Here is a 25,969-nt window from a genome sequence, read left to right as displayed (position 1 = left end):
ACGGCAAAACATGAAACTCCACTTTACCAAGATGCATGGCGCCGGCAATGACTTTATCGTCATCGATGCCATCAATCAAGATATCGACTTCACGCCGGCCCAGTGGCAGCGCCTGGCCGACCGCCGTTTCGGTATCGGCGCCGACCAGATCCTCGTGGTGGAAAAGCCGCGTCTGCCCGGCTGCGACTTCCGCTACCGTATCTATAACAACGATGGCGGCGAAGTCGAGCAATGCGGCAACGGCGCACGCGCCTTCGTCAAGTTCGTCAGCGAAAAAGGCTTATCCGACAAGGCGAGCATCCGCGTGGAAACCATGGCCGGCATCATTGCGCCGCGCCTGGAGGCGGATGGCAGCATCACGGTCGACATGGGCGCGCCTGTGCTGGAACCGGCACTGGTACCGTTCGATGCGGCTGGCCTCACCGGTGTAGCGGAAGGCAGCGACACCTTGTGGCCGCTGGACCTGGCGCTGCCGGGCCACAGCACCCCCGTGCTGGTGTCCGTCGTCTCGATGGGCAACCCGCATGCCGTGCAGGTGGTCGACGATGTCGATGCGCAAGACCTGGAACAATCGGGCCCGCTGATCGAGCACCATCCGCGCTTTCCCCGCCGGGTCAACGCCGGCTACCTGCAGATCATCGACCGCCATCACGTGAAACTGCGCGTGTATGAACGGGGCGCGGGCGAAACCTTGGCTTGCGGCACGGGCGCCTGCGCCGCCGCCGTAGCCGGCATCCTGCGTGGCCGGCTCGATTCCCCGGTGCGCATCAGCGCGCGCGGGGGCGAACTGTCGATCGCCTGGCAAGGCCCGGGCCAGCCTGTCCTGATGACGGGCCCGGCCGTGACCGTATTCGAAGGCACGATCGAGCTGTAAGCAAATAAACGTCAGGCCGCCAGGAACTGCTGTTCCTGCGCGACACCGAGTTCGGCCAGGTAGCACTTCAGACGGTACAGGCGTTGCCGGTAATTGCCTTCCGGCCCCGTCACGCCGCAATCGACGCGTTCGAACAGGCGCACCACCTGATCGAGCAGCTGGCGCTCCTGCGCCGTGCGGATCAATGCCAGGCGCCGCTTGCCGCGCCCATGCGTGGCACTGATATCGATCAGCAGGCAATGTCCCTGGTCGGCCGCATGCAGATCGAGCAGCAAGGCCTCGGCACGCGACAGGTGAAAGCAGCGCGCCAGCGCCAGCCGCGCCGCCAGCAAAGGGTGGCTCAGGCCCAGCTGGCGCAGTTGTCCATCGGCGTGCAGGGCGGCACACTGGCCCCAGTCGCCGGACTCGCCGTCTGGCGCGATCTTCGCCAGCGCCGCCTCCGCTTCACTACTGCCTTGCGCCTGCGCCTGCAGCAGCCAATAGGCGGCCCGCACATCGTTGTTGACACCGTCGCGGCGATTGCGCCAGGCATGCATGCCGCACTCGAGCTGGGCCGGGCCATGTCCCAGGTCGGCGGCACGCTCCAGGCAGGAATGGGCTTCGACCACATTGCGCTGGGAAAATTCCGGTTTTGTATAGATGCGCGACAGCACGAACCAGGCTTCGGCCAGGCCCTGCTCGCCCGCCTGCGTCAGCCAGCGCACGGCCCGCTTGAAATTGGCCGCGCCGTTGCGCGTGGCCAGCCGCTGTCCATGCGCATCCATGCGCGCATAGCCGAGTCCCAGCTCCAGCTGCGCCGTGCGGTCGCCGCCATGCGCGGCCAACTCGCAACATTGCCACCCCTCGGCATCGCCGCCTGGCGCCAGTGCCTGGGCGCAACGCGACAGCAACTGCACCTGCTGCGGGTCCAGCGCGATCGTGCGCGCCCCGGCGGCGGCCTGGCGCTGCAACAGCTCGCGCGCCAGCGGCAAGCCTTGCGACAGGAAGCCGGCATGGTTGCCCTGGCTCCAGGCCTGCTCCAGCCAGGCGTACAGCGGCGTATCGCCATCGAAGGCGTGCTTGCCAGCGACGCCGGTATCGGGCACGCAGGCTGCGGACGTTCCTTCTTGCATGGATAACAACCATTGCGCATCGGGCAAGCCGGCATGCACGGCGGCGTCCAGCGCCACGCGTGCCTTGGCGCGCAAGGTTTCACAACTGCTGGCGGCGTTGCCCAGCACCAGTTGCGCCAGCACCAGGCCCGCCTGCACCAGGCCCGCATCGAACGCCTGCGCGTAATACGGAATCAGCGTCCTGGCTGCCGGTTGCGCCACTTCGAACGGCACGTGCGTACCGATCAGCAAGCATGCTTCCTGGCTATCCTCCTGGGCCGCCCGCGCCAGCCAATGCAAGGCGGTCGGCAAGCTCTGCGGCACACCCTGCCCGAACAGATACAGCCGTCCCAACGCCAGCTGGCAAGCCACATCGCCCGCGCGCGCGCCCTTGATCAATCCTAATGTTTCGCGATTTGCCATCGATTCTCGATATTGAGTCAATGATTCTAATAATAGTGCGCCGTCTCCGGACCCATCAGCGCAGGCCGTCCCTTAGTGTAACGTCCTTGTGTCATAAATCCGCCACAGCCGGCTTAAGAACTTGATTCAACGCAACAATGTCCTGGCCAGGACACGCCAATATGGCAAGGTGCCGCCACCGTGGCGATGGGAGAACGCCGGCCATCGGCGCAGGATCGGCAAAAACGGCGCGTTACAAAAATACAACAGGGCCATGGATTTATACCGCTTTTCACCAATCTTTTCACGCATATTTGACCAATCCCGCACGTCTTGCGCGCCAACGAATTAAGGTTCATTCATCGAAACGCGGTAATTGGCGCATTTCAATCTGCTCGGATCTCGGACGGAACTCACTTTTAATAGGGAATAAGACATGAAAAAATCACTCGTTGCCCTCGCACTCTTCGGCGCCTTTGCCGCAACCGCACAAGCGCAGTCGTCCGTCCAAATCTACGGCACGGTCGATGCTGGCCTGGGCAAATTGACTGGTGAAACCACCAAAGTCACCAAGCGCGACAACAACAAGCTGGGTTTCAAGGGCACGGAAGATCTGGGCAATGGCCTGAAAGCTATTTTCCAACTGGAAATTCGCTATGAAACCGATACGGGTACGCTGGAAAGCAACTCCCGTCCGCTGTTCCAGGGTCAAAGCCGCGTCGGCCTGCAAGGCAACTTCGGTACCGTACGCCTGGGCCGTGGCCTGACCGCCTTCCAGGAATCGAGCACCGCGTTCGAACCATGGTCGGGTATGCCTACGCCAGCCGGTTTCCAGACCGACATCACGGTCGCCGGTTACAGCAGCGATCCGCTGAGCGCAGATGGCAACTCGAAAAACCGCTTCTCGAACGCCGTGTTCTATAACTCGCCAGTCATCAGCGGCTTCCAGTTCAACGCCACCGTGGCCGCCAAGGAAGCCAATAACAATGCCGTCGTTCCAGCGCGTGCGCCGATCAACGCATTCACATTTGCCTCGGGTAACTACGCCGTGGCAGCAAACGTTGCACCAGCGTCGAATCCGTACTCGATGTCGGCTACCTATACCAACGAACAGTTCGCCGCTATGGCCGCTTACGAGCGTAATGGCCTGCAAGCCAAGCTGTGGTCGGTTGCCGCATCGTTCAATCCGAGCAAGGAATTGAAACTGATGGCGTCGTACCAGCATCAGGATGATGGCAACTTCAAGATCATCAATACAGATACCAAGGCATGGTTGATTGGCGCCAATTACGACGTCGGCCCTGGCAAGATCCGCGCTGGCTATGGCCAGAAAACACCAGATGGCGTCGTCAAGACCAAGCAAGCATCGCTGGGCTATGACTACAATCTGTCGAAACGCACCTACCTGTACGCGGATATTTCGAACAAGAAAGCAGCCGTTGTTAACAGCATCAACTACACCGTTGCGAAAAGCGTCAACTACATCGGTCTGGGCGTACACCACAATTTCTAATGCCCCGCACGTCACCCGCCACGGGTGATTGCTGAGCAAGAAATGCAAGGCGGCATGGGTAACCATGCCGCTTTTTTCATGCGCGCGCGGAAAATGCATAGGCGCCCAGCCCTTTGCGCCTATGCCGGCGCACTCTCGGTTAGAATGAAGCGTTTATCCTTCACTGACAGACATTCTCAATGACCGCCACACTCGATTCCAGCACCGTCGCCCAGTACCTGAGCGAGCATCCGACTTTCTTCGCAGAGCATACCGCGCTGCTCGGCGAGGTCAAGCTGAGCAGCCCGCTGACGGGACGCACCATCTCGCTGCAGGAGCGACAGATGGAAGTGATGCGTGACAAATACAAGGCGCTGGAGCTGCGCATGTCCAAGCTGAGCCGCCTGGCCGAGGAAAATGGCGACATCGCCAGCAAGTTCCACGGCTGGAACCAGGCCATGCTGCAAGTGCGCAGCGATGCGGCCATGCCGCGCGTGCTGGTCGATGCCCTGCAAAGCAATTTCGACGTGCCCTATGTCAGCCTGCGCCTGTGGCAAGTACTGCCGGAACACGCCAATGGCTGGTTCACGGAAGATGTCACGGCCGACGTGCGCATGTTCGCCAACAGCCTGCAAGCGCCGTACTGCGGCAGCAACCGCGATTTCGAAGCCGTGCACTGGTTGCAGGCGGATAAAATCGAATCGACCGTCATGATCGCCCTGCGCGCCCCGAACACCACGGGTACCTTCGGCTTGCTGGTGCTCGGTTCGCCCGACAGCGAACGCTTTACCTCCAGCATGGGCACGGACTTCCTCGTGCACATCGGCGCTACGGCCAGCGCCGCCCTGGCCGCACTGCGCGCCGGCTCGCCTGCCTGAGAACGCCGTGGGCGAAGCGCGCGGCAAGGCCGAATGGCTGACCAGCTACCTGGCGCAGCTGGCCACGCAGCGCAAGCTCTCGCCCCACACGCTGGATGCCTATGGGCGCGACTTGCGCGCCTTGCTGGAACTGAGCGGCAATACGCCCTGGACGGCGCTGGCGCACAACGAAATACGCCGCTACACGGCCAAGCTGCACAGTGGCGGCCTGGACCCGCGCTCGATCGCCCGCAAGCTGTCGTCGTGGCGGGGCTTTTTCAACTGGCTCAGCGGCGAGACCCAGCTCGACGCCAATCCCGTCGACGGCATCCGCGCCCCCAAGCGGGCCAAGACCTTACCCAAAGCCCTGTCGGTGGACGATGCCGTGCGCCTCGTGGCGCCCGCGCAACACCAGCAGGGCGCCGCCGAACCGGAGCAACTGTGCAACCGCGCCATGTTCGAGCTGCTGTATTCGAGCGGCTTGCGCGTCTCCGAACTGACCAGCCTGGACACCCATTACTGCAAGGCCGACGGCGGCCAGCCCGCCTCGCTGGGCTGGCTCGACATGGCCAGCTTCGAAGTCATCGTCACGGGTAAAGGCAGCAAGATGCGCAAGGTGCCCGTTGGCAAGGCCGCCCTCGTGGCGCTGGCCAGCTGGCTGGCCGTGCGTCCGCCTGCAAAGGATGGCAGCGCTGCCTTGTTTTTAAGCACGCGCGGCACGCGCATTTCGCCGCGCGTGCTGCAACTGCGCCTGAAGGCGCACGCGCTGGCCACCGAGATTCCCGCGAACGTGCACCCGCACGTGCTGCGCCACTCGTTCGCCTCGCACGTGCTGCAATCGTCGGGCGACTTGCGCGCCGTCCAGGAAATGCTGGGCCATTCCAGCATCACCTCGACCCAGGTCTACACGGCCCTCGATTTCCAGCATCTGGCGCACGTCTACGACCAGGCGCACCCGCGCGCCAAGCTCAAGTAGGCAGTCGCAGTCGTGGGCCAGCCTGATCCATATCAAGCGGATGGGCGCGCATTTGCAAGCATTTGCAAAATTCCGGCATAATCGTCCGCATTCTTCCGCTTGCGCGGTGGCACCATCGATTACAGCATAGGCATCCTTCATGGCACTGATTCCAACCACCATCCTCACCGGTTTCCTGGGCGCCGGCAAAACCACCTTGCTCAACCGCATACTGCAAGAAGACCATGGCATGCGCATCGCCGTGATCGAAAACGAGTTTGGCCAGGAAAACATCGACAATGAAATCCTGGTGCAGGATAGCAACGAGCACATCATCGAGATGAACAACGGCTGCATCTGCTGCACCGTGCGCGGCGATCTGATCGTGGGCTTGACGGAACTGGCGCGCAAGCGCGACGCCGGCCTGCTGGCATTCGACCGCGTCGTCATCGAAACGACGGGCCTGGCCAATCCCGGCCCCGTGGCGCAAACCTTCTTTGTCGACGAAGAAGTGGGCAGCCACTACATGCTCGACGCCATCATCACGGTGGTCGATGCCCGCCATGCGATGAAGCAACTCGACGATTACGAGGAAGCCCAGCGGCAAGTGGGCTTTGCCGACAAGCTGCTGCTGTCAAAAACCGATCTCGTCAGTGAAGACGACGTGGCCACGCTGACGCGCCGCCTGAAGCGCATCAATCCCCGCGCGCCCATCGCCAAGGTCGATTTCGGCCGCGCACCGCTGGCCGAAGTGCTCGACATCCGCGGTTTCAACCTGAACGAAAAGCTGGAACTGGACCCGGATTTCCTGGCCACCGAAACGGCGCACGTGCATGATCACGACAATGCGCACGACAAAGCGCACGACCATGCGCATAAGCACGCAGATGAGCACGGCCACGAGCACAAGCACGAGCACAGCGACGCCTGCGCCACCGATTGCGGCCACGCGGACCACCACCATGCGCAGCACAGCGACGATATCGCCGCCTTTGTTTTCAAGAGCACACAACCGTTCGACAGCGCCAAACTCGACGAGTTCCTCGGCGGCCTGGTGCAAGTGTATGGCCCGCGCATGTTGCGCTACAAGGGCGTGCTGCTGATGCAGGGCGCCGAACGCAAGGTGGTCTTCCAGGGCGTGCACCAGCTGATGGGCAGCGACCTGGGCGCCAAATGGGGCGAAAACGAAGTGCGCGGCAGCAAAATGGTGTTTATTGGCAAGAATCTACCAAAAGACATTTTTATTCGCGGACTCGAACAATGTTTGGTATAAACTAGCCGGGTTTTGCAAAATACCCGTTGCAAAGCAGAAACAAAAGGGGAAGTTAAGCACGCTTTCCCGCTGTCCGACACCCGTCTTGCTGGTATAAACCAACAAGTGGCCGCCTCTGATCGGCTAGGCAACAAATCGGGATGGCAATATAAGGCAAAGCGTGCCAAAATCAGCGACGAAAACGGCCCATGTCGTTCGCCTGTCATGAAATGCTGGCAAACTGCCGCTGGCCGCATGCCAGGCATGCAAGCGATCCACCCAACACGCCCGTTGTCGCGCGCATAGCGCGACTGGCATAGAGCGGTAAAAAGTTATCAACATGGCACCATAGCCTGCCGGTAGTCCTGGCTTTCGCCGGCAAGCCAAGGTCGCACGCAGTACAGCGGGACAGCAATGCCAAGCGGAACCTGTACAGTTGCTCGGTATCGCCGCATCAACTGATCAATTTGAAAACTCTGTCGTATCGAAGGTAAGCGAAGTTATGACCAAAACTAATAAATCGACCCCGGCCGCCAGCCAAGACATCCCTCTCATCAGCGAAGATCAAATTCGCGCCATGAGTGAAGATGACTACATGAATCCGGCACAACTGGCATTCTTCAAGGCACGCCTGCAGCAGCTCGAAAAAGACTTGCTGAAAAACGCCGGCGAAACCACGGAACACTTGCGTGAAACCGTGCTCGTACCGGACCCTGCCGACCGCGCCACCATCGAGGAAGAGCATGCGCTGGAACTGCGCACGCGCGACCGCGAGCGCAAATTGCTGAAGAAAGTGCAGCAATCGATCGCCAGCATCGACGCCGGCGACTATGGCTGGTGCGAAGAAACGGGCGAGCCTATCGGCATCCCGCGCCTGATCGCCCGTCCGACCGCCACCCTGTCGCTGGAAGCCCAGCAACGGCGCGAATTGAAGCAAAAACTCTACGGCGACTGATCGCCCTTCTCCTTGCGTCGCCGCCCCGGCGGCTGCGTGGCGGCAGCAAAAAAAGCACACAACCTGCGTTGCGTGCTTTTTTTTCGTCCAGCGCCGACTACACTGAAGCAAGCACTGCTGCTTGCAATTGCCTTTTCCATCCCCACTTTTGAGCCATGGGCGCGCAACCGCATGACCTTGCACGCATCGGCACGAATCTTTTGAGGTCACTATGGAACAATTTCACGGCACCACCATCCTCTGCGTACGGCGCGGCAAGCAAGTCGCCCTGGGCGGCGACGGCCAGGTCACGCTCGGCAACATCGTCATGAAGGGCACGGCCCGCAAAGTGCGTAAGTTGTATCAGGGCAAAGTCCTGGTCGGCTTTGCCGGCGGCACCGCCGACGCCTTCACCCTGCTCGACCGTTTTGAGGGCAAGCTGGAAAAGCACCAGGGCAATTTGCTGCGCGCCTCCGTCGAACTGGCCAAGGACTGGCGCACCGACCGCGTGCTGCGCCGCCTGGAAGCGATGCTGCTGGTGGCCGACAGCGAGTCGACCCTGGTCATCACGGGCAATGGCGACGTGCTGGAACCGGAAGACGGCATCGGCGCCATCGGCTCGGGTGGCACCTATGCCCAGTCCGCCGCCAAGGCGCTGCAGGAAAACACGGACTTGTCGCCGGCCGAAGTGGTCAAGAAATCGCTGACCATCGCCGCCGAGCTGTGCATTTATACCAATATGTCGCACATCATCGAGACCTTGGACTGAGTCCAAGCCCCCGAGCAAAGAATAGAAAGCCAACTATGATCATGAACATGACCCCGGCGGAAATCGTCACCGAACTCGACAAGCACGTGGTGGGCCAGGCCAAGGCCAAGCGCGCCGTCGCCATCGCCCTGCGCAACCGCTGGCGCCGCCAGCAGGTGGCCGAGCCCCTGCGCCATGAAATCACGCCCAAGAACATCCTCATGATCGGCCCCACGGGCGTCGGCAAGACGGAAATCGCGCGCCGCCTGGCCAAGCTGGCCGAGGCGCCGTTTATTAAAATCGAAGCGACCAAGTTCACCGAAGTGGGTTATGTAGGCCGCGACGTCGACACCATTATCCGCGACCTGATCGACATCGGCATCAAGCAGACGCGCGCGCTGGAAATGAAGAAAGTGCGCGCACGCGCCGAAGATGCGGCCGAAGACCGCGTCATCGACATCCTCGTGCCGCCCGCACGCGACTTCGGCTTCACGCCGAATACGGCCGCGGCCGTGGACAGCGGCAGCGGCGACACCACGCGCCAGACATTCCGCAAGCGCTTGCGCCAGGGCGAGCTCGATGACAAGGAAATCGAGATCGAGCTGGCCGAGGCAGGCCCGCAGATGGAAATCATGGCGCCACCCGGCATGGAAGAAATGACGGAGCAGATCAAATCCATGTTCTCGGGCGTGGGCGGGCAGCGCAAGAAGGCGCGCAAGGTCAAGATCCGCGAAGCATTGAAACTGCTGGTCGAGGAAGAAGCGGCCAAGCTGGTCAACGAGGATGAACTGAAACAGAAGGCCATCCAGAACGTCGAGCAGAACGGCATCGTCTTCCTCGATGAGATCGACAAGATCGCCTCGCGTTCGGAGTCCGGCGGCGCCGACGTCTCGCGCGCGGGCGTGCAGCGCGACCTGCTGCCGCTGGTCGAGGGCACCACCGTCAACACCAAGTACGGCATGATCCGCACGGACCACATCCTGTTCATCGCCTCGGGCGCCTTCCACCTGGCTAAGCCGTCGGACCTGATCCCGGAACTGCAGGGGCGTTTCCCCATCCGCGTGGAACTGGAATCGCTGTCGATCTCCGACTTCGAACGCATTTTGACGAGCACCGACGCCTGCCTGACGATGCAGTACGAAGCCTTGCTGGCGACGGAAAACCTGACCTTGAAATTCGCCCCGGAAGGCATCACGCGCCTGGCGGAAATCGCCTATGCAGTCAACGAGCGCACGGAAAACATCGGCGCGCGCCGTCTGCACACGGTGATGGAAAAACTGCTGGAAGAAGTGTCATTTACGGCCAGCGAAGGCAGCAGCAGCACGGAAAACCTGCTGGTGATCGATGCCGCGTATGTCAACGAACGCCTGGAAGCGCTGTCGGTCAACGAAGACCTGTCGCGCTACGTGCTGTAATCAGGGAGGGGAAAACCGATGGCAAACAAGGCATTGGCGACGCGGCAGAAAATGCAGTTCCGCGTCGAACCCTCGCAAAAACCGCGCAACCCCGTCGCCACCGCCGCCTTGCAGCGCGCCGCTGGCGCGCACGTGAAAACCGTCTCAGGCCAGCGCCAGCAGGAAAAACGCCTGCTGGCGAAATTGCTGCTGAAGGTGGAAACGGATAAATAAGCCGCCTGCGGACACCCCCATCGGGGCGTCCGCCATCAGGCCATCGTCTGCTGAACGTCCCCCTTAGAAGCGGTAGGACGCGCCCAGCGAAAACATGTCGACCTTGCTCGTTTGCTTGTCGTTGTACTTGACCGGCACGCGATCCCAGTCGAGGTGCAGCGACCAGTTCTGGTTCAGCGCATATGCCGTGCCGATGCCGTAGGTCAGGCCGGCCTTGTTCTTCTTGTCCGAACCGCCGCCCAGATAGTCGACCTTGCCCTGCGTGTACGCCACGCCGGCGCGCCCGCTCAGGGTGAAGGCATCGAACTGGTAGCCGAGCACGCCCTGCACGCCGAGGCCGGAGAATTTGCCGCGACCGGCAACCTTGCCGGCGCCCGTGTCGAAGCCGGACTTGACCTCGCCGCCTGTGTACCCCACCAGTTCAACCGAAGGCAGGGCCACGCCGCCCTGAAACGGCAGCGCGTCGAAACTGTAACCCAGGTAGGCCTTGCCATTGCGCTTGCTGCTTTTGTCGCAATCGGCTTGTCCTGGCAGGCAATCGAGGCCGCTATTGGCGCGAAAGCCATAGCTGGCGCCCGCGTAGACGGGACCCGATGCAGGCTCGGCAGCGGCGGCATGCAGGGGGGCGATGGTGGCCAGCGCCAGCAGCGCTGCGGGAAAACGGAAAGATGGGAACATGGATAACCTCTACAAGTGGATGGATTGCCTGGTTGTAGCGCGCTGCGCGAGCCACAAGCGGGAGTGTCATCGCTTTTGCCGAAAAGTACTATCACCTTGTGCAAAGTGTCATTAAGGGCTACATTCGGTACCGTCATCCGCCACCAAACTTGTAAAAAAAGGATATCTCGTGAGTTCACCTGAACTGGTTTTGCGCGTGCTGCGCACCCAATTGCGTGCCGCCGGCATCACGTACAAGGTATTGGCCGAGCGCATCGCCATGAGCGAATCGAGCGTCAAGCGCATGTTTGGCCAGCACGACATGTCGCTGTCGCGCCTGGCCCTGATCTGCAAGGCCTCGGGCATCGCCATGGAAGACGTGCTGCGCGGCGCGGCCGACATCACGCCGCATGCCGACACGCTCACGCTGGTGCAGGAAAAGTCGCTGGTGGCGCATCCGCGCCTGCTGCTGGTGGCGATCTGCTGCCTGGGCCACTGGAGCCTGGAGCAGGTGGTGGAAACGTATGCGCTGACGCAGGCCGAATGCATCGGCTGCCTGGCCGAGCTGGACCGCCTGGGCTTGATCGAACTCAAGCCGCTGAACCGCTACAGCCTGCGCGTCTCGAACGCCTTCCACTGGCTGGCCGACGGCCCGGTGCAGCAGTACTTCCGCGAACACGTGGTGGCCGATTATTTCAGCGGGCATTTTGACGGCGCCGGCGAAACCCTGATGTGCATTCCGGCGCGCCTGTCGCTGTCGAGCGCGCAGGAGCTGGTGCAAAAGATCCGCCAGCTGGCCGAGGAACTGGCGCGGCTGCACCAGAACGACCGCCGCCTCGCGCCCGCCGAGCGCGACGGCTTTACCCTGCTGCTGGGATTTCGCTCATGGGAATTTGCCGCCTTCACGGCCCTGCGCCGCAGCGCGGCCCCCGCCAGCTACCAAACGGGCCCCAGGAACAGATAAAAGGTGCTCTCGCCGCCCTTCGATGCGCCCGAGGCCACGTACACGGGGCCGAAACGCGTATCGACGGAGATGAAGGCGCTGCTGGCCTGCGTGAACTTGCTGGCTTTCCAGCGCTCGTTCTGGTCGAAGCCACCGCCCATTTCCAGCGAAAAGCCGGCCCGCACGGCGCCGCCCAGGGTACTGGGCAGGGAAGCGATGCGGCGCGCCATCACCACGCGCGCCAGGGCGATGCTGCGCCCGCTCACCGATTGAAAATCCGTGCCGGACAGGCGCAGGAAGCCGCCCAGGCTGAGCGGCGCCTCGCCGCGCTGCGCGCGCGCCCATTCGCCATACACGTGGCCGGCCCAGTTGCCGTAACCGAACGCCTTCAATGCCGTCAGCGAAGAGCGGCCCAGCGGCGCTTCGCCCGAACCCGTGGTCGAGGCGCGCGTCCAGGTAGCGTCGAGCAGCGCGCCGCGCGTGGGGAAGCCCGGCGAATCGAGTGTATCGACGCGGAACTGGACAAACTGGGTGGTGCCCAGCCCACGCGACTCGGGCTGCGTGGGATCGGCCGGTATCGCCAGCTTGCTCTTGATCTCCGTGCGCGTGACACCGAACTGCAAATCGCCCCAGGTACCGAACTCGCGTCCCAGCACCAGCGCCGCCGTCTGGCCGCTATACGCCACGCGCGCGCCGCGTCGGCCCTGGTCGAAGACATCCATCGCCGACGAGGTGTACTGCAGTTGCGGTGCGATATACCAAGGGTTGCCTGCGCCCAGCGGCTGCCAGAACTGCACGCCATAGCCGCGCGCATTGCCGATCTGCGCCATGCTGCGCAACTCGCCGCCCCAGCTGTTCAGGTTCGAACGCACGTGCAGCAGCTTCAGGGCGAAGCTGTTGCTGTCTCTGAAATCGCTGGACAGCTCCAGGCCTACGCGCAGGCGGTTGCTGGCCCATGGGGCTTCGACCGCCTTGATGGTGACCGTGCGCTGGTCACCGGCATCGACCACGTCCGTCTCCACGCGCGCCACGTCGCCGCGGCCATACAGCTTGGCCGCCGCCTTGAGCACATCTTCCTGGCTGACGGCCTGCCCTTCCACCAGGCCCGATTGCGCCTGCAAGATGCGCGGATTGATGTCGCCTTCACTCTCCACGGCCAGGCGCGTGAGGGGCAAGGCCACGTCCAGCAAGGCCGGCGCCGCCAGGCGCAGCTGCTCGCGCGCCGCATACTGTTCCGGCGGCAGGGCCAGCGGCGCCAGGCGGGCGGCCAGCGCCTGCGCCGCCTGTTCGCCGGCGCGCATGGCGCGCGCATAGTTTTCGAAGTCGAGGAAACTGACGCCCGTCAGATCCGGCGCCACCAGGATATCCTGCGGACGCAATTCCTTGAGCGAGCGCTGCACGTTCTGCTCCGTGAGAATCTGCAGCATCTGCTGCGCCACGCCGATGGCGCTGCCCAGGTCTTTTTCCGGCGCCAGCGGCGTGCCCACGTTGACGGCGATGATGATGTCGGCACCCATGGCGCGCGCCATGTCGACGGGCAGGTTGCGCACCAGCCCCCCGTCCACGACCAGGCGATTATTCACGCGCACGGGGGCAAACACGCCAGGCACGGCCAGCGAGGCGCGCATCGACAGGAACAGCGGCGTGTCGACCAGCTCCACCAGCTCGCCATTGACCAGGTCGGACGCCACCGAGCGGAAGGGCAGCGGCAGCTGGCTGGCGGGGCGGTCGCGCATGCCGGCCGGCAGCAGCCGGTTCAGCGCCATTTCCAGCGCCGCATTGCTGGCCGCGGCCGGCGGCGTGGAAATGCCGTTGCGGCTGATGCCAAACTCGATGCGCGACGGCAGCAATAAATCTTCCTCACGGCGGCGGAACGCCAGTTCGTCGCGCGGCGGCCGGTCGGCCACCACGCGTGCCCAATTGGTCTCGCGCGCCATCTTTTCCAGGTCCGCCACGGAAGCGCCGGCCGCATACGCACCGCCCACCACGCCACCCATGCTGGTGCCGACCACCATGTCGATCGGCACATGCAGCTCCTGCAGCACTTTCAATACACCGATATGCGCGAGACCGCGCGCACCGCCGCCCGACAGCACCAGCGCGATGCGCGGGCGCGCCGCCACGGGCGCAGGAGCGGCCAGGGCGGGAGCGGAGGCAACGGTGGCGGCGGGAACGTCAGCGGCGGCACCGGCTTGCGGCAAGGCGCACAGCGCCGCCACGCAGCCTGCTGCCAGGACGGCACGGATCGAAAACATGAGGACTCCTGTCGCGATGGCGGCACGGCGCCATCAGCATGGTGGTAATGGGGTGATTCCGAAAATCAGCTCAATTCGACGGCGGCGTGCTGGTGGGGCTCACCTGCGGCGGCGCCGGCATCATGGTTGCCGGACGCTGCTGCTCCATCGGCAACGGCGGCGGCACCAGATTCGTTGCCGACGCCGGTGCCGGGCTGGCAGACACCTGCGCCGGCAAGGCCAGCGCCTTGTCGTCGGCCACCAGGTCGATGCGCTTGCTCACGCCGCCATCGCGCAGCAGCACATGGCGCGCATGCACTTCCAGCACCGTCACGCCGGGCACCACCTCGGCGCCCTCGGGCAGGGCCACGGACGGCTTGCCGTCGGTGGCGATGATGGCCACGCTGCCACGGCCATTGCCGGCCGCGACCACGCCCTTGAGCTGGTAGTTGCTGGCCGTGGCCACGCTGACCTGGCCGCCGAACAGCGAAGCGCCCGCCTCCACGCTGGCATCCTGCACCACCGGCACGGCGGGTGGATTGATGGGGCGCTGCGGCGCCTTGAACAGCTGCATGGCCCAGTAGGCCAGCGACACGGACAGCGCCACGACGGCGAGCAAACTTGTAAATTGAGGCAAACGCTTCATGGCTTCCTTGAGTTTCTTATCTGACGAGCTGATTGATTTCGATAATCGGCATCAGCACGGCCAGCACGATCAGCAGCACCACCACGCCCATGGCCAGGATCAGGGCCGGTTCCAGCAGGCCCGCGATGGTCAGGGTGCGGCGTTCCAGGTCCTGCTCCTGCGCGCTGGCGGCGCGTTCCAGCATGGCCGGCAGCTCGCCCGTGATTTCGCCCGCGCGTATCATGTGGATCAGCATGGGCGGAAAATGCTTTTGCGCCGACAGCGCGCGCGCCAGGCTGACGCCCTCGCGCACGGCGCCGCTGGCCTCGGCCACCAATTCCTGCATCGCCACATTGGTCAAGGTATCGCGGCTGGTGTCGAGCGCACGCAGGATCGGCACGCCGGAGCCCGTGGTGATGGCCAGGGTGCTGGCGAAACGCGCCGTATTCAGGCTGCGCTCGAACTTGCCGTACAAGGGCGCCGTCAGCAGCCAGGTATGCCAGCGCCGCTTCAAGGCCGGCTGCTGCAGCGCGCGGCGCCAGGCGAACCAGGCGCCAATCAGGACGATGCCCACCACGATGCCATAGTGGCGCACGAAGTCCGACAGCGCCAGCATGATCACCGTCAGCATGGGCAGCTTCTGCTTGGTATTGGCAAACACGGAAACGATCTGCGGCACCACGTAGGTAAGCAGGAAGATCACGATGGAGAACGCCACCACCGTGACGATGGCCGGATAGGTAAAGGCCAGCTTGACCTTCTGCACCAGCGCATTGCGCCGCTCGATGTAGTCGGCCAGGCGCGACAGCACGCGCGACAAATGGCCAATCTGCTCGCCGGACGCCACCAGCGCCCGGTAGATTTCCGCGAAATCGCGCGGATGGCGCGCCAGCACGTCGGAAAACGCGGCGCCGCCGATCACTTCCGAGCGGATCGAGGCGATCAGGTCGCGCAGATACGGCCGCTCGGCCTGTTCCAGCAGCGCGGAAAACGCCTGCTCCAGCGGCAGGCCCGCTTCCAGCAGACTGGCCAGCTGGCGCGTAAACAGGGCCAGCTCGGTGCTCGACAGGCGCTCGCCGAAGCCGCGCCGCTTGGTGACACCGGCGGCGTCGACTTGTGCCGCGATCGGTTCGACGGCCAGCGGCACCAGGCCTTGCACGCGCAGTTCGGCGCGCGCGGAACGGGGACTGTCGGCATTGAGCACGCCCTTGCGGGTGGCGCCCTGGGCGTCGACGGCTTCATAACGGAATGCGGGCATGGTGGCGGGCCTAGTCTTTGGTCACGCGCAGCAATTCAGCCTGCGTGGTGGTGCCGTCGCGCAGCCAGCGTTCGCCGTCGTCGCGCATGCTCGTCATACCGTCTTGCAGGGCGACCGTGCGCACGTCCGCTTCCGAAGCGCGGTTGTGGATCTGCGCGCGGATCTGTTCCGTCGTACGCAGCAGCTCGTATACGCCCACGCGGCCCTGATAGCCCGTCTGGCCGCACTGCTCACAGCCGACTGCCTGCCAGTATTGTCCATCGAAGGTTTTACACGCGCCGCACAATTTGCGCACCAGCCGCTGCGCCAGCACGCCCAGCAAGGACGACGACAGCAGGAACGGTTCGATGCCCATGTCCAGCAAGCGCGTGACGGCCGCCGACGCGTCATTCGTGTGCAGGGTCGCCAGCACCAGATGGCCCGTCAAGGATGCCTGTACGGCGATCTGCGCCGTTTCCAGGTCGCGGATCTCGCCGATCATGATCACGTCGGGGTCTTGCCGCAAAATCGCCCGCAGCGCCTTGGCAAAGGTCATGTCGATGCGCGGATTGACCTGCGTCTGGCCCACGCCGGCCAGGTCGTACTCGATCGGATCTTCCACCGTCAGGATGTTCGTGGTGGTGGCGTTGAGCATCGACAGCGCCGCGTACAGGGTCGTCGTCTTGCCCGAACCGGTGGGACCGGTGACGAGCACGATGCCGTGCGGCTGCGTGATCAGGCCATCGAACTGTTTCAGCATGGGCGCGCTCATGCCCAGGTGCTGCAGGTCGAGGCGGCCCGCTTCCTTGTCCAGCAAGCGCAACACGGCCCGTTCGCCATGCCCGGTGGGCAGGGTCGAGACGCGCACGTCGACGGGCTTGCCTCCCACGCGCAGGGTGATGCGGCCGTCCTGCGGCAAGCGCTTTTCGGCGATGTCGAGCTGCGCCATGATCTTGATGCGCGAAATGAGCGAACCGTGGATGGCCTTGCGTGGGCGCACCACGTCGCGCAGGCTGCCATCGATGCGAAAGCGCACGACGGAGGTCTGCTCGAACGGCTCGATGTGGATATCGGACGCGCCTTCGCGCAGCGCCTGCGTGAGCAGCGCGTTGATCATGCGGATGACGGGCGCGTCGTCGGACGATTCGAGCAAATCCTCGATGGCCGGCACGTCCTGCAGCAGCTTGGTGAGATCGAGGTCGGCGTCGAATTCATCGGCCATCTGCGAGGCGTCGCCGCCACCGCCCGCGTAGGCGCCGGCGATGGCCGCATCGAGTTCGCCGCGCGGCAGCACCGTCAACTGGATCTGGCCGAAACGGCGCGACACTTCGGCAATGGCCGCCGGCGCCGTGGATGCCGCCACCAGCACTTCGACCGGGGCGCCATCGACGGCGCCGGGCCGGGCCAGCAAGCCGAAATCGCGCGCGTAGGCGTAGGGAAGCAGATTGCTCATGGCTGTCCCATCACTTCTGTGGCTGTTGCTGCTGATACTGCTGCAGCAGCGGCTGCGGCGGCGTGGCCGCGTTGGCCGGCGCGCCTGGCGGCGGCGTCGGTGCCGGCGGCACGGGACGCGTCACCATGCTGCCACCCACCGGCTGGCCATCCTGCAAGGCCGGCAAGACGGGCGTGCCCAGGTCTTTCAGCATCAGGTTGCCCGTGGCCGGCACGGCGGCCGTCTCGGCCGAGCGCATGTAGTCGTAGCGGTCGGCCGCCAGGCTGCCGCTCTGCTCCTTGTTGCGCACGATGACAGGGCGCAGGAAGATCATCAGGTTGGTTTTCTTGCGCTCGCGCGTCTGGTACTTGAACAGGTTGCCGATCAGGGGAATGTCGCCCAGGCCGCGCACTTTTTCCGCGTTGTCGCCCGTGCTGTCCTCGATCAGGCCACCGAGCACGATGATCTGGCCATCGTCGGCCAGCACATTGTTTTCGATCACGCGGTTGTTGATGGTGATGCCGCTGACGGCCGTCGACGTGGATTTGTCCACGCTCGACGTCTCGTGATAGATGCCCAGCTTGATCGTGCCGCCCTCGGAAATCTGCGGGCGCACCTTCAGGGTCAGGCCCACTTCCTTGCGGTCGATGGTCTGGAACGGGTTCGTATTGGTGCCGGCCGTGCTGGTGTACTGGCCCGTCAGGATAGGCACGTTCTGGCCCACCTTGATGGTCGCCAGTTCATTGTCCAGGGTGATCAGGTTCGGCGTCGACAGGATATTCGCATTGCCGTCCGATTCCAGCGCATGCGCCACGGCGCCCAGGCCCAGCGCGCCGTTGATCTGCTTGAAGATGCCCAGGGTCAGGCCGCCCGTGGGCAGGGTCTTGCCACCACCCGTGGCGATGGCGGCGATGTTGTTGTTGGTGCCGCCGGCGAACGACTGCAGCGCCCCCACGCGGTAGTTGCTGCCGCTGTCGCCCGACAAACCCAGCCACTGCACGCCGAATTCGGACGCCTTGGCCGACGTCACTTCGACGATCAGCGCCTCGATGTAGACCTGGGCGCGGCGCACGTCGAGCTGGTCGATCACGGCGCGCAGGTTGCGGTAGACGGCTTCGTTGCACGTCAAAATCAGGGTATTCGTCGACGCGTCGGCCTGGATGAAACCGGCCGCGCCGCCGGACGACAGCTGCTGCGGCCCGTTGTTCAGCGAAGCGCCACCCGTGCCGCCGCTTTGCGTATTGCCGCCCAGGCCAGTGCTGTTCATGCCGCTGTTGTTCTGGCTGATCTGGTTGTTCGTGTTCTGGTTGCCGACGCCCTGCTGCGCCGTGGCGGCCGTGCCGTCCGACGTCACCACCGAGCGCAGGGTCTGCGCCAGCTTGGTGGCGTCCGCATTTTTGAGGTACACCACGTGCACATTGCCCAGCTGCGTGGTGGGCTGGTCCAGCTTCGAGATCAGCGACTTGGCCAGGTTGGCGCGCGCCGCCGACGGTGCGCGCAGCACCAGCGAATTGGTGCGCGGGTCGGCCAGCACCGAGACCTTGCCAGCGTCGGCCCCTGCGGCACCGGCCGCATTCCCGCCTTCCATCAGTTTATTCACCATCGAAGCCAGGTCGGACGCGATGGCATAGCGCACGGGGATCACGTCCAGGTCCGTCGAGGCGGGCACGTCGAGCGCGGCGATGATCTTCGCCAGGCGCTTGAGGTTATCCGCGTAATCGGTGATCACCAGCGAGTTGTTGCCCGGATTGGCGTTGATCGTGTTGTTCGGCGAGATCAGGGGCCGCAGCACGGCCAGCAGGTTGGCCGACGATTCGTAGTTCAGGTAAAACACCTGGGTGGCGATCTGGTCGCCCTTCACCTGGCTGGCGCCGTTGCCCACCTGGGTCGGCACGGATTGCAGCTTGGCGTCCGCTTCCGGCACCACTTTCGCGTAGCCGTCGCCGGAGACCACCGCATAGCCCTGCAGGCGCAGCGCGGAGGCCAGCAGCCCGAAGGCCTGTGTCTTGCTGATCGATTTTTCCGACACCAGGGTGATCGTGCCCTTGACGCGCGGGTCGATGACGAAATTGATGTTGGTGTAATGGCCCACGGCCTTGATCACCGATTCGATGTCGGCGCCGACGAAATTGAGCGCCGCTTCATCGCCGGGCGCGGCCCAGGCGGGTGCCGGCATGCCGGCCACGGAACAGCACAGCAAGGCGGCGGCCGACAGGCGGCGCAGCGAAAAGGAGAAAGTATGGGGGCTCACGGATGGTTTTTTCATTGTCTGAACTCTAAGGCGATGATGTTTTTTTCGCTATTGCTACGGCGCTGTCCCAGCAAATTCAACAAACTCGCCAAGGTCTCTTCATATCCTGCTGCGGCCTGGGCCTGGCCGGAAAACTGCATGCGCCCCTGTTGCAGGCTGCCGCTGCCGTCGAGCAGCAGCGGTCCCTTGATGGAGCGCAAGGTCAACGTCGCCTGCTGCCCCTGCCAATCGAAATCGAGCTCGTAGCTGCCCAGCGGACGCAAGGACGACAGGCGCGAGGCCATGTCCGTCATCTGCAAGGTGGTGCGGCCGACGGCGGAAAACTGCCGCTGCTCCAGGGCCAGCTGCAGGGTGCTCCACGACAGGCGCATGCTGCCCGTCGGCGCCACGGTATTCAACGGCGCACCGAGGCCACCGAGGCCATCGGCCGGCAGCAGCAGGGCCGCCGGGCTGACCTGCCAGTGCGACCACGAACCGCGCAGGTTCACCGGCTGCGACAGCGCCTGCGGGTTTTGCAATTCCACGTCCGCCGATCCCCACAGCACCGAGGGCGAAATGCGCCAGCTGAAGCGCCCCGGCAGCAGCGGCGTCACGGCGCCGTTCGCGCTGGCCGCCCCGCCGATAAAGGCCGAGCCGCGCCACAGGGTACCTTGCGCGTCGCCCAAGGTCAAACGTCCGCCCGTCTGCTTTTCCACGATGGTCGCGACCCAGCCGGCCGGGAAAAATACCAGCAGGGTGACGCAGACGCTGACGATGATGGCCAGCAGCCAGCCAAGCAAGCGCCTCATCGTGCCGCGCCCGGACTCTGGTGCAGGGTCAGGCTGGCATCGACCAGCCCCGCCTTGCCCTGCGCCGTGATCTTCGCTTCCTGCACCGCCACGCGGCCTTCGCGGCGCAAGCCGTCCAGCCACAGCATGACGCTGGCGAACGGCACGCCGTTCAACTGCACGCGCGCGTACTCACCCGTCAGCGACAGCGATTGCGGCACCAGGCCGCGCGCCTTCAGCGACGCGTCTATGCTGTCACGGCTCATGGGAGCGACCTGCACGGGCGCCTGGCGCGCCAGTTCGCCCGCCTCGCGTGCCAGCGCCTGCAACTGGGCCGCGTTCTGGCGCAGCTCGGGCAAGCTCTTTTGCAAGGCGATGCGGCCCGTCCAGGCCGGCTCGAAAAACACCGCGTAGACGAGGGCCAGCCCCGCCACCACGCCACCGATGGTCAAGAGCTTGCGCTCCTGCGGCGTGCGCTCGGCCCAGAAGGCCTGCACGGCCTGCTGCTGCCGCATCAACGCGGCGCGCGCCTGGTTTACTGCTGCACTCATGCTTTTGCTCCCGTGGCCGGCGTGATCTTCCACACGCCCGGCGCCGTTTCATTCAAGGCCAGCTTGCGCGCGGCCAGGCCGTCGCGTACCTGCGCCTGGGCGCTGGCATCGACCATATCCGGTTTCAGCGTGACGATCAGGCTGCGCTCGCGGTATTCCAGCGAGGCCACCACGCCGCGCCCGGCCAGCCCGCCCAGCGCCTCGCCCAGCGCCGCGCTCATGCTGGTGAAATCATCCATGCTCGCTTGCCCGCTTTGCAGGCGGGCGGCAGCGATATTGCGCCGCATCTGCTCCGCTTCCAGTCCATACACGGGCGCTTCATTCGGATACGCGGCCTTGAAGGTTTGCTGCATCGAGGTGCGCACGGTGGCGGCCTCGCGCTTCAGGCGCATCCATTCGATATTCATGCCGGCCAGGTTGACGATCACGGCCAGCAGCGCCAGGCGCAGCGGCCAGCGCCAGCGGCGCCACTCGGTGGCCGATCCCGTGGCAGTACCCAGCGCGGGGGCCAGGTCCAGCCCAGCGCCCTTGGCGCCGGCGATCCAGTGCGCCCAATGGTCGCTCTCCAGCGTCACGCCCTGCAGGCCGGCAGCGAGCTGTTGATATTGCGCCAGCTCGGCCTGCGCCACGTAGAGCGTCAGAGGCACGTCGCCGGCAAACGCGCGCGTCGTCAGCAGCGCCTGCTGCGGCTGGGCCGGCAAGACCAGGCCCAGCCCCTCTTGCGGCGCCTGGCGCAAGGCCAGCTCCAGGCCGTCGCCGGCCGCGTGCAACGACGCCGTCACGCTGCCAGGCTGCAAGGGCAGGCATAGCTGCGACGGCAGCAGCGCCACCTTGCGCGCGCCCTGCGCCAGCAACGCTTGCACCAGTACCCCGGCCCAGGCGCGCTGCGCCACGGCGACCGTGCGCATGCCGGCAGCGTCGGGCGCACCGGCGGCCAGCAGACAATCCTGAGTGTCACCGAGGATATGTTCTTCCACCAGACCCGGCAAGGCCGCGCGCAGGCGGGCGCCAGCCAGCGGCGGGGTTTTCAGGCGCAGCAGAGTCACGTCGGCCGCCGCCAGCAGCAAGACCACCTGCTTCGCGCCGGCAATCAGCTGCCCCAGGCTGCCCAGCGGCGCGCTGCCCTGCTGCAGCAGGGCGCCGCCGTCGCCGGCCAGCACGAAGGAGCAGGCCGGCGCGCTGTCGATGGACGCCCTGGCCGGGTGACGGATATACAATATTGTCAAAGTGACTCGCTTTCAGGGGTTAATTTTCCCGCAACCAGACCAGGCTGGTGGTGCGCTGCGGATCCGTTTTTCGATTGACGAGCGCCACGGCATCGAGGGCGGCGCGATCCAGCCGCACGCGGATGACCGTCAGGAAGTAGCGGCTCTTCACGTCGAGTTCCACGGTAGCAATCAGTTCGGCATTAATATTATTCTTGAAGTTTGCCAAATCAACAAACTTTTTGCGCGGATTGCTCAGGGTCAGGGCGCTGGCCTCGGACAAGGACATCATCGTCACGGCCGCCAGCACCTCGGCCGGCGCCGTATTCACATTGACCGGCGTGAGTTCCGGCAAGATGATGACGAAATCGCGCAACTGCTCGATCATCTGCGGCGTATAGCCGGGCACGGCCAGCAAATCCTCGACCTGCGTGAACGCCACCGGCTCGCTGCTGCCGCCCGATGGGGGCGCGGCGGCGGGCGTCTTGCCATCGCTGCCGCTGTCCATGGCGCGCAGTTTCGGTTTCGCGCGCAGCACGGCATCGGCCGTGGCCTGCGCCAGGCCGCTGTCGAGCCGCAGGTTCGACAGCAAACGCTGGTAAGCCAGCACCTGCTTCGGATTGATGCCGCCCGTGGCGGCGACCAGGTTGCTAATATTAAACCGCGCCTGCGCATCGAGCGCGCGGCCCGAGACGGTGGCGTCAAATTTTTCCGTGTCAACCTTTTCGCGGTCGACGTAATCGTCGAGCCGCGCTTCCTCGATGGGCGTGGCCCACACGCCGTCCAGCGCCGTCTGCGTGGGATTATCCTGCCGCAGCCAGAAGCGGGCGAAGTCGACCATGCCGCGCATGGCCCACTGCGTCTGCAGGCGCAGGCGCTGGTTTTCCATCGAGCGCACCTGCACTTGCTGCTGCCAGAACAGGCTGGCGACGACGGTAATGGCCAGCGCCGTCAGCAGCAGGGCCGTGATGACGGCCACGCCGCGCTGGCGGCCGGGGCGGATAAACGGCTTCATCCCGGCCCCAATAAAAAGACTTTGGACAGGCCCGCATCCTGGCCCGGCATTTGCAGGGTCACTTCCAGGCCCGGCACTTGCGTGGAGATGGTGGCGCCGGCCGTCAGCACGTTCCAGGCGCCATTGCTCCAGCCGCGCATGACCATGCTGCCGACGCCATGCATCAAGGCCACGTCGGCGTTGGAGGTATCGGTATCGTCGCGCGCCGCCTGCCACAGGGTGTCGAGCACGGCCAGGTCGCGCGTGCCGTTCGACTCGCGCCGCGTCAGCACGCCGCCGCGCAGACGGTAAGTGACCACTTGCAACTGTTGCGGCTCCTGTTCCGATGCGGCCAGGCGCACCAGGGTCAGGCGGTCATTTTCCGCCGACAGGTTCAGGCGGCCATTCAGCAGGGTATTGCTCTGGCCGGCACCAGCCAGATGGTCGCAATCGCTTTGCATCTGGGCAAACGCCAGTTGCATGCCGCGCGCCTGTTCCAGCTGGCTGGTCAGCACTTCACGCGAACGCATGATGCTGTCCAGGCCGCGCCAGCCCAGCACGGCGACCATGGCCAGGATGCCGATCGCCACGAGCAGCTCGATCAGAGTGAAACCCGCGACGGAAACAGTGCGGCGCGCCATCAGTCGTTGAACGCCAATAACACCAGGCGCACGATGCGCCGGGCCGGGTATTGCACGTCGTACACATTCACGCGCACTTGCCGGATGCGGGGATTCGGCGTGGCCACCACTTCCTCCTCGCAGATCAGTTTTAAATCGCCCTGCGGGCAGTCGACCGTGCGCTTGCCCGTCTGCGGAAAAGTTTTTGCCAGGCGCAGCCGCACCAGGTGGTTTTCCGCCGACCAGGTGGCCATCATGGCACTGCGCAAGCCGTCGCTGTTCTGCGTCAGGCTGCCGACGGCGCGCAGCGAGGCGCCCAGGGCCGTGCCGACGATGACGAGGGCCACCAATACTTCCAGCAAAGTGAAGCCGCGCGGGTGGCGGCGAAATGAGCGCCGCATCATTGCTCGACCGTGAAGTGGCCGATGCCGTCGGCGCGGATGGCCACGCTGCGCTCGCCGCTGGCCAGGGTCAGCACGAAAGGCTTGTCGACCGGTTCGCGGCCGAAGATGATGCGCAGCGGCTGGGCCACGCTGTTCGACGGCTGCACGCTGAGCAGCATGGGCGTATTGCTGAAGCTGCGCTCGCGCAGCAAATCGTCCTGCGTCACGGGTTGCCACAGCTTTTCATTGAGGACCAGGAAACGGTATTGATTTTCGTCCGCCTCGAACGCCACTTGCCGGCTGCGCACGATGGCTTCATCGCGCGCCAGCTGCAGCAGCAGGGCGATGCGCTCGGCTTCCTTTTGCAGCGCTTGCTGGCCATTCGGCATGGCGTTCAGCGACACCAGGCCCAGGGTCACGCCGATGATGACCATCACCACCAGCAATTCGATCAGCGTGAAGCCGCGCTGGCGCAGCTGGCGACCGGTGGTCATGGCAGGCATGCAATGGAAAACTTACAGTTCCCAGGAGCCGATATCGGCATCGTCGCCGCTACCGCCAGGCTGTCCGTCGGCACCCAGCGAAATGATGTCGACTTCGCCCTTCACGCCCGGCGACAGAAACTGGTATGGGTTACCCCATGGATCCTTCGGCATCTTTTCCAGGTAGCCGCCCGCTTTCCAGCCATTCGCGGCCGGTCCCGTGGTCGGTTTTTCGATCAGCGCCTGCAGGCCCTGTTCGGTGGTCGGGTAGCGCTGGTTATCCAGGCGATACAGTTTCAAGGCTTGCATCACGGTGGCGATGTCGACTTTCGCCGCCGCCACTTTCGACTCGCCCGTGCGGGCGATCAGCTTGGGCACCACCAGCGATGCGAGGATGCCCATGATCACCACCACGACCATGATTTCGATCAAAGTGAAGCCGCGCGCGCGGCGCTGGCGTATCGGATGGTTTGCTGCGTTTTGCATATGAAAGAGAGAAGAAGGTGAGTAATGAGAGCAGAGTATAAAGCGGAAATATGACAAAGCCTGTCATATGGGGAAAAATTTGTGCGGGGCTACTCAGAGCGGCAAGACCACTACACCGCAAACGGCGCAGCCGGGGTCGCGCGCGACGCGCATGCTGCTCCATTCCATGTGCAAACCGTCGAGCAGCAGCAGGCGCCCGGCCAGCGATTCACCCACGCCCATGATGAGTTTCAGCGCTTCGGCCGCCTGCATGGCGCCCACCACGCCCACCAGCGGCGCGAACACGCCCATGCTCGAGCACGCCTCGTCCGTGAACTGCTGTTCTTGAGGAAACAGGCAGGAATAACAGGGCTGGGTGCCCGTGCGCGGGTCGAACACGCTCACTTGCCCGTCGAAACGGATCACGGCGCCCGACACCAGCGGCACCCGGGCCGCCACGCAGGCGCGGTTGACGGCGTGGCGCGTGGCGAAGTTGTCGGTGCAGTCGAGCACCACCGTGGCGGACAAGACCAGTTCAGCCAGGCGCGCGCCGTCGAGGCGCTCCTGCAAGGCGACGATGGCTATCTCGGGATTGATGCCAATCAAGGTTTCGCGCGCCGACAGCACTTTCGGCTGGCCCACGCGCTGCGTGGTGTGGGCGATCTGGCGCTGCAGGTTGGTCAGATCGACCGTATCGTCATCGACCAGGGTCAGCTTGCCGACGCCGCTGGCGGCCAGATACATGGCGGCCGGCGAGCCCAGCCCGCCCGCGCCGATCACCAGCACATGCGCATCGAGCAAGGCTTGCTGGCCTTCGATGCCGATCTCGTCTAACAGGATATGGCGCGAATAGCGCAGCAGTTGGTCGTCGTTCATGGTTTTACGTCTAC

26 protein-coding genes are annotated in these 25,969 nt (G+C 64.4%); 10 read left to right on the top strand and 16 right to left on the bottom strand.

All coding sequences use genetic code 11. The annotated features are described in order from the left end of the window. Positions 1-10 precede the first annotated feature (10 nt). A complete protein-coding gene (gene dapF / locus O0882_RS19965) occupies positions 11-874 on the top strand; it encodes a diaminopimelate epimerase (protein ID WP_289950800.1) in 864 nt (287 codons plus the stop codon). 11 nt (positions 875-885) lie between these two features. Here the strand turns inward: dapF and O0882_RS19960 are convergent, their stop codons facing one another. After that, a complete protein-coding gene (locus O0882_RS19960) occupies positions 886-2,388 on the bottom strand; it encodes a hypothetical protein (protein WP_289950799.1) in 1,503 nt (500 codons plus the stop codon). A gap of 415 nt (positions 2,389-2,803) precedes the next feature. On the opposite strand from O0882_RS19960, the gene O0882_RS19955 reads away from it, so the two are divergent. The 8 genes from O0882_RS19955 (at position 2,804) to O0882_RS19920 (ending at position 10,233) form a co-directional block, all read left to right on the top strand. Beyond that, entirely contained in the window at positions 2,804-3,880 is a 1,077-nt protein-coding gene (locus O0882_RS19955) for a porin (RefSeq protein ID WP_289950797.1), read from the top strand. A 179-nt stretch (positions 3,881-4,059) separates the two neighbouring features. Continuing rightward, the gene (locus O0882_RS19950; protein ID WP_099760984.1) at positions 4,060-4,737 is read left to right on the top strand and encodes a DUF484 family protein; all 678 of its coding nucleotides are present in this window, start codon (positions 4,060-4,062) and stop codon (positions 4,735-4,737) included. A gap of 7 nt (positions 4,738-4,744) precedes the next feature. Further along, positions 4,745-5,692 (top strand): tyrosine recombinase XerC, encoded by a 948-nt coding sequence (locus tag O0882_RS19945; protein ID WP_289950794.1) that lies wholly within the window; start codon positions 4,745-4,747, stop codon positions 5,690-5,692. Positions 5,693-5,831: 139 nt separating this feature from the next. Continuing rightward, positions 5,832-6,944, top strand: coding sequence for a GTP-binding protein (locus O0882_RS19940; RefSeq protein WP_289950792.1), 1,113 nt, complete (start codon positions 5,832-5,834; stop codon positions 6,942-6,944). A gap of 481 nt (positions 6,945-7,425) precedes the next feature. Further along, complete coding sequence (dksA, locus tag O0882_RS19935) at positions 7,426-7,878, top strand: RNA polymerase-binding protein DksA (RefSeq protein WP_071079830.1); 453 nt, start codon at positions 7,426-7,428, stop codon at positions 7,876-7,878. 211 nt (positions 7,879-8,089) lie between these two features. After that, positions 8,090-8,626 carry an ATP-dependent protease subunit HslV gene (gene hslV / locus O0882_RS19930; protein WP_010394217.1) on the top strand — a complete coding sequence of 179 codons (537 nt, stop codon included), beginning with the start codon at positions 8,090-8,092 and terminating at the stop codon, positions 8,624-8,626. 41 nt (positions 8,627-8,667) lie between these two features. Further along, positions 8,668-10,020: an ATP-dependent protease ATPase subunit HslU gene (hslU, locus tag O0882_RS19925; protein ID WP_289950787.1), complete on the top strand. Its 1,353-nt coding sequence runs from the start codon at positions 8,668-8,670 to the stop codon at positions 10,018-10,020. An 18-nt stretch (positions 10,021-10,038) separates the two neighbouring features. Next, positions 10,039-10,233: a hypothetical protein gene (locus O0882_RS19920; protein ID WP_034753063.1), complete on the top strand. Its 195-nt coding sequence runs from the start codon at positions 10,039-10,041 to the stop codon at positions 10,231-10,233. A gap of 63 nt (positions 10,234-10,296) precedes the next feature. Here the strand turns inward: O0882_RS19920 and O0882_RS19915 are convergent, their stop codons facing one another. Further along, positions 10,297-10,911: an outer membrane beta-barrel protein gene (locus O0882_RS19915; RefSeq protein WP_289950786.1), complete on the bottom strand. Its 615-nt coding sequence runs from the start codon at positions 10,909-10,911 to the stop codon at positions 10,297-10,299. A 169-nt stretch (positions 10,912-11,080) separates the two neighbouring features. On the opposite strand from O0882_RS19915, the gene O0882_RS19910 reads away from it, so the two are divergent. Beyond that, complete coding sequence (locus O0882_RS19910) at positions 11,081-11,854, top strand: helix-turn-helix transcriptional regulator (protein WP_289950785.1); 774 nt, start codon at positions 11,081-11,083, stop codon at positions 11,852-11,854. Here the strand turns inward: O0882_RS19910 and O0882_RS19905 are convergent. From O0882_RS19905 to moeB, 14 genes are all read right to left on the bottom strand, one after another. Further along, positions 11,827-14,088, bottom strand: a complete 2,262-nt coding sequence (locus O0882_RS19905; protein WP_289950784.1) for a patatin-like phospholipase family protein — start codon at positions 14,086-14,088, stop codon at positions 11,827-11,829. The two genes, O0882_RS19910 and O0882_RS19905, sit on opposite strands and share 28 nt — an antisense overlap. Before the next feature lie 70 nt (positions 14,089-14,158). Further along, a complete protein-coding gene (locus tag O0882_RS19900) occupies positions 14,159-14,713 on the bottom strand; it encodes a type II secretion system protein N (protein WP_289950782.1) in 555 nt (184 codons plus the stop codon). Positions 14,714-14,729: 16 nt separating this feature from the next. Continuing rightward, positions 14,730-15,950, bottom strand: coding sequence for a type II secretion system inner membrane protein GspF (gene gspF, locus O0882_RS19895; protein WP_289950781.1), 1,221 nt, complete (start codon positions 15,948-15,950; stop codon positions 14,730-14,732). Positions 15,951-15,960: 10 nt separating this feature from the next. Next, positions 15,961-17,382, bottom strand: coding sequence for a type II secretion system ATPase GspE (gene gspE, locus O0882_RS19890; protein ID WP_289950778.1), 1,422 nt, complete (start codon positions 17,380-17,382; stop codon positions 15,961-15,963). A gap of 10 nt (positions 17,383-17,392) precedes the next feature. Beyond that, complete coding sequence (gene gspD / locus O0882_RS19885) at positions 17,393-19,627, bottom strand: type II secretion system secretin GspD (protein WP_289950776.1); 2,235 nt, start codon at positions 19,625-19,627, stop codon at positions 17,393-17,395. Beyond that, on the bottom strand, positions 19,624-20,400 hold the full coding sequence (locus O0882_RS19880) for a type II secretion system protein N (protein WP_289950774.1): 777 nt from the start codon (positions 20,398-20,400) through the stop codon (positions 19,624-19,626). The genes gspD and O0882_RS19880 overlap by 4 nt, the downstream gene beginning before the upstream one ends. Continuing rightward, positions 20,397-20,930: a type II secretion system protein M gene (locus O0882_RS19875; protein WP_289950772.1), complete on the bottom strand. Its 534-nt coding sequence runs from the start codon at positions 20,928-20,930 to the stop codon at positions 20,397-20,399. The genes O0882_RS19880 and O0882_RS19875 overlap by 4 nt, the downstream gene beginning before the upstream one ends. Further along, positions 20,927-22,156: a type II secretion system protein GspL gene (gene gspL / locus O0882_RS19870; RefSeq protein ID WP_289950771.1), complete on the bottom strand. Its 1,230-nt coding sequence runs from the start codon at positions 22,154-22,156 to the stop codon at positions 20,927-20,929. Before gspL ends, O0882_RS19875 begins: the two co-directional genes overlap by 4 nt. A gap of 19 nt (positions 22,157-22,175) precedes the next feature. After that, the gene (gspK, locus tag O0882_RS19865; protein ID WP_289950770.1) at positions 22,176-23,150 is read right to left on the bottom strand and encodes a type II secretion system minor pseudopilin GspK; all 975 of its coding nucleotides are present in this window, start codon (positions 23,148-23,150) and stop codon (positions 22,176-22,178) included. Then, positions 23,147-23,770, bottom strand: a complete 624-nt coding sequence (locus tag O0882_RS19860) for a prepilin-type N-terminal cleavage/methylation domain-containing protein (RefSeq protein WP_289950768.1) — start codon at positions 23,768-23,770, stop codon at positions 23,147-23,149. The genes gspK and O0882_RS19860 overlap by 4 nt, the downstream gene beginning before the upstream one ends. After that, positions 23,770-24,150: a type II secretion system minor pseudopilin GspI gene (gene gspI, locus O0882_RS19855; RefSeq protein WP_289950767.1), complete on the bottom strand. Its 381-nt coding sequence runs from the start codon at positions 24,148-24,150 to the stop codon at positions 23,770-23,772. The genes O0882_RS19860 and gspI overlap by 1 nt, the downstream gene beginning before the upstream one ends. Beyond that, positions 24,150-24,635: a type II secretion system minor pseudopilin GspH gene (gene gspH / locus O0882_RS19850; RefSeq protein ID WP_289950765.1), complete on the bottom strand. Its 486-nt coding sequence runs from the start codon at positions 24,633-24,635 to the stop codon at positions 24,150-24,152. The genes gspI and gspH overlap by 1 nt, the downstream gene beginning before the upstream one ends. Positions 24,636-24,647: 12 nt before the next feature. Next, complete coding sequence (gene gspG, locus O0882_RS19845; protein ID WP_035823835.1) at positions 24,648-25,100, bottom strand: type II secretion system major pseudopilin GspG; 453 nt, start codon at positions 25,098-25,100, stop codon at positions 24,648-24,650. A gap of 93 nt (positions 25,101-25,193) precedes the next feature. Beyond that, positions 25,194-25,955 (bottom strand): molybdopterin-synthase adenylyltransferase MoeB, encoded by a 762-nt coding sequence (gene moeB / locus O0882_RS19840; RefSeq protein ID WP_289950763.1) that lies wholly within the window; start codon positions 25,953-25,955, stop codon positions 25,194-25,196. Positions 25,956-25,969: the final 14 nt, after the last annotated feature.

Source organism: Janthinobacterium sp. SUN073, assembly GCF_030397665.1.
GTDB lineage: Bacteria > Pseudomonadota > Gammaproteobacteria > Burkholderiales > Burkholderiaceae_D > Janthinobacterium.
This window is presented reverse-complemented; position numbering and strand designations above follow the sequence as displayed.

Excerpts from the sequence above, each read along its gene's own strand:
- O0882_RS19880 (WP_289950774.1), bottom strand. The coding sequence starts at position 20,400 with ATGAGGCGCTTGCTTGGCTGGCTGCTGGCCATCATCGTCAGCGTCTGC.
- gspE (WP_289950778.1), bottom strand. The coding sequence starts at position 17,382 with ATGAGCAATCTGCTTCCCTACGCCTACGCGCGCGATTTCGGCTTGCTG.
- gspH (WP_289950765.1), bottom strand. The coding sequence starts at position 24,635 with ATGCCTGCCATGACCACCGGTCGCCAGCTGCGCCAGCGCGGCTTCACG.
- O0882_RS19905 (WP_289950784.1), bottom strand. The coding sequence starts at position 14,088 with ATGTTTTCGATCCGTGCCGTCCTGGCAGCAGGCTGCGTGGCGGCGCTG.
- O0882_RS19955 (WP_289950797.1), top strand. The coding sequence starts at position 2,804 with ATGAAAAAATCACTCGTTGCCCTCGCACTCTTCGGCGCCTTTGCCGCA.
- gspI (WP_289950767.1), bottom strand. The coding sequence starts at position 24,150 with ATGCGGCGCTCATTTCGCCGCCACCCGCGCGGCTTCACTTTGCTGGAA.
- dksA (WP_071079830.1), top strand. The coding sequence starts at position 7,426 with ATGACCAAAACTAATAAATCGACCCCGGCCGCCAGCCAAGACATCCCT.
- hslV (WP_010394217.1), top strand. The coding sequence starts at position 8,090 with ATGGAACAATTTCACGGCACCACCATCCTCTGCGTACGGCGCGGCAAG.
- O0882_RS19900 (WP_289950782.1), bottom strand. The coding sequence starts at position 14,713 with ATGAAGCGTTTGCCTCAATTTACAAGTTTGCTCGCCGTCGTGGCGCTG.
- O0882_RS19920 (WP_034753063.1), top strand. The coding sequence starts at position 10,039 with ATGGCAAACAAGGCATTGGCGACGCGGCAGAAAATGCAGTTCCGCGTC.
- O0882_RS19860 (WP_289950768.1), bottom strand. The coding sequence starts at position 23,770 with ATGGCGCGCCGCACTGTTTCCGTCGCGGGTTTCACTCTGATCGAGCTG.
- O0882_RS19950 (WP_099760984.1), top strand. The coding sequence starts at position 4,060 with ATGACCGCCACACTCGATTCCAGCACCGTCGCCCAGTACCTGAGCGAG.
- O0882_RS19960 (WP_289950799.1), bottom strand. The coding sequence starts at position 2,388 with ATGGCAAATCGCGAAACATTAGGATTGATCAAGGGCGCGCGCGCGGGC.
- moeB (WP_289950763.1), bottom strand. The coding sequence starts at position 25,955 with ATGAACGACGACCAACTGCTGCGCTATTCGCGCCATATCCTGTTAGAC.
- hslU (WP_289950787.1), top strand. The coding sequence starts at position 8,668 with ATGAACATGACCCCGGCGGAAATCGTCACCGAACTCGACAAGCACGTG.
- gspF (WP_289950781.1), bottom strand. The coding sequence starts at position 15,950 with ATGCCCGCATTCCGTTATGAAGCCGTCGACGCCCAGGGCGCCACCCGC.
- O0882_RS19915 (WP_289950786.1), bottom strand. The coding sequence starts at position 10,911 with ATGTTCCCATCTTTCCGTTTTCCCGCAGCGCTGCTGGCGCTGGCCACC.
- O0882_RS19875 (WP_289950772.1), bottom strand. The coding sequence starts at position 20,930 with ATGAGTGCAGCAGTAAACCAGGCGCGCGCCGCGTTGATGCGGCAGCAG.
- gspD (WP_289950776.1), bottom strand. The coding sequence starts at position 19,627 with ATGAAAAAACCATCCGTGAGCCCCCATACTTTCTCCTTTTCGCTGCGC.
- gspG (WP_035823835.1), bottom strand. The coding sequence starts at position 25,100 with ATGCAAAACGCAGCAAACCATCCGATACGCCAGCGCCGCGCGCGCGGC.
- gspK (WP_289950770.1), bottom strand. The coding sequence starts at position 23,150 with ATGAAGCCGTTTATCCGCCCCGGCCGCCAGCGCGGCGTGGCCGTCATC.
- O0882_RS19940 (WP_289950792.1), top strand. The coding sequence starts at position 5,832 with ATGGCACTGATTCCAACCACCATCCTCACCGGTTTCCTGGGCGCCGGC.
- dapF (WP_289950800.1), top strand. The coding sequence starts at position 11 with ATGAAACTCCACTTTACCAAGATGCATGGCGCCGGCAATGACTTTATC.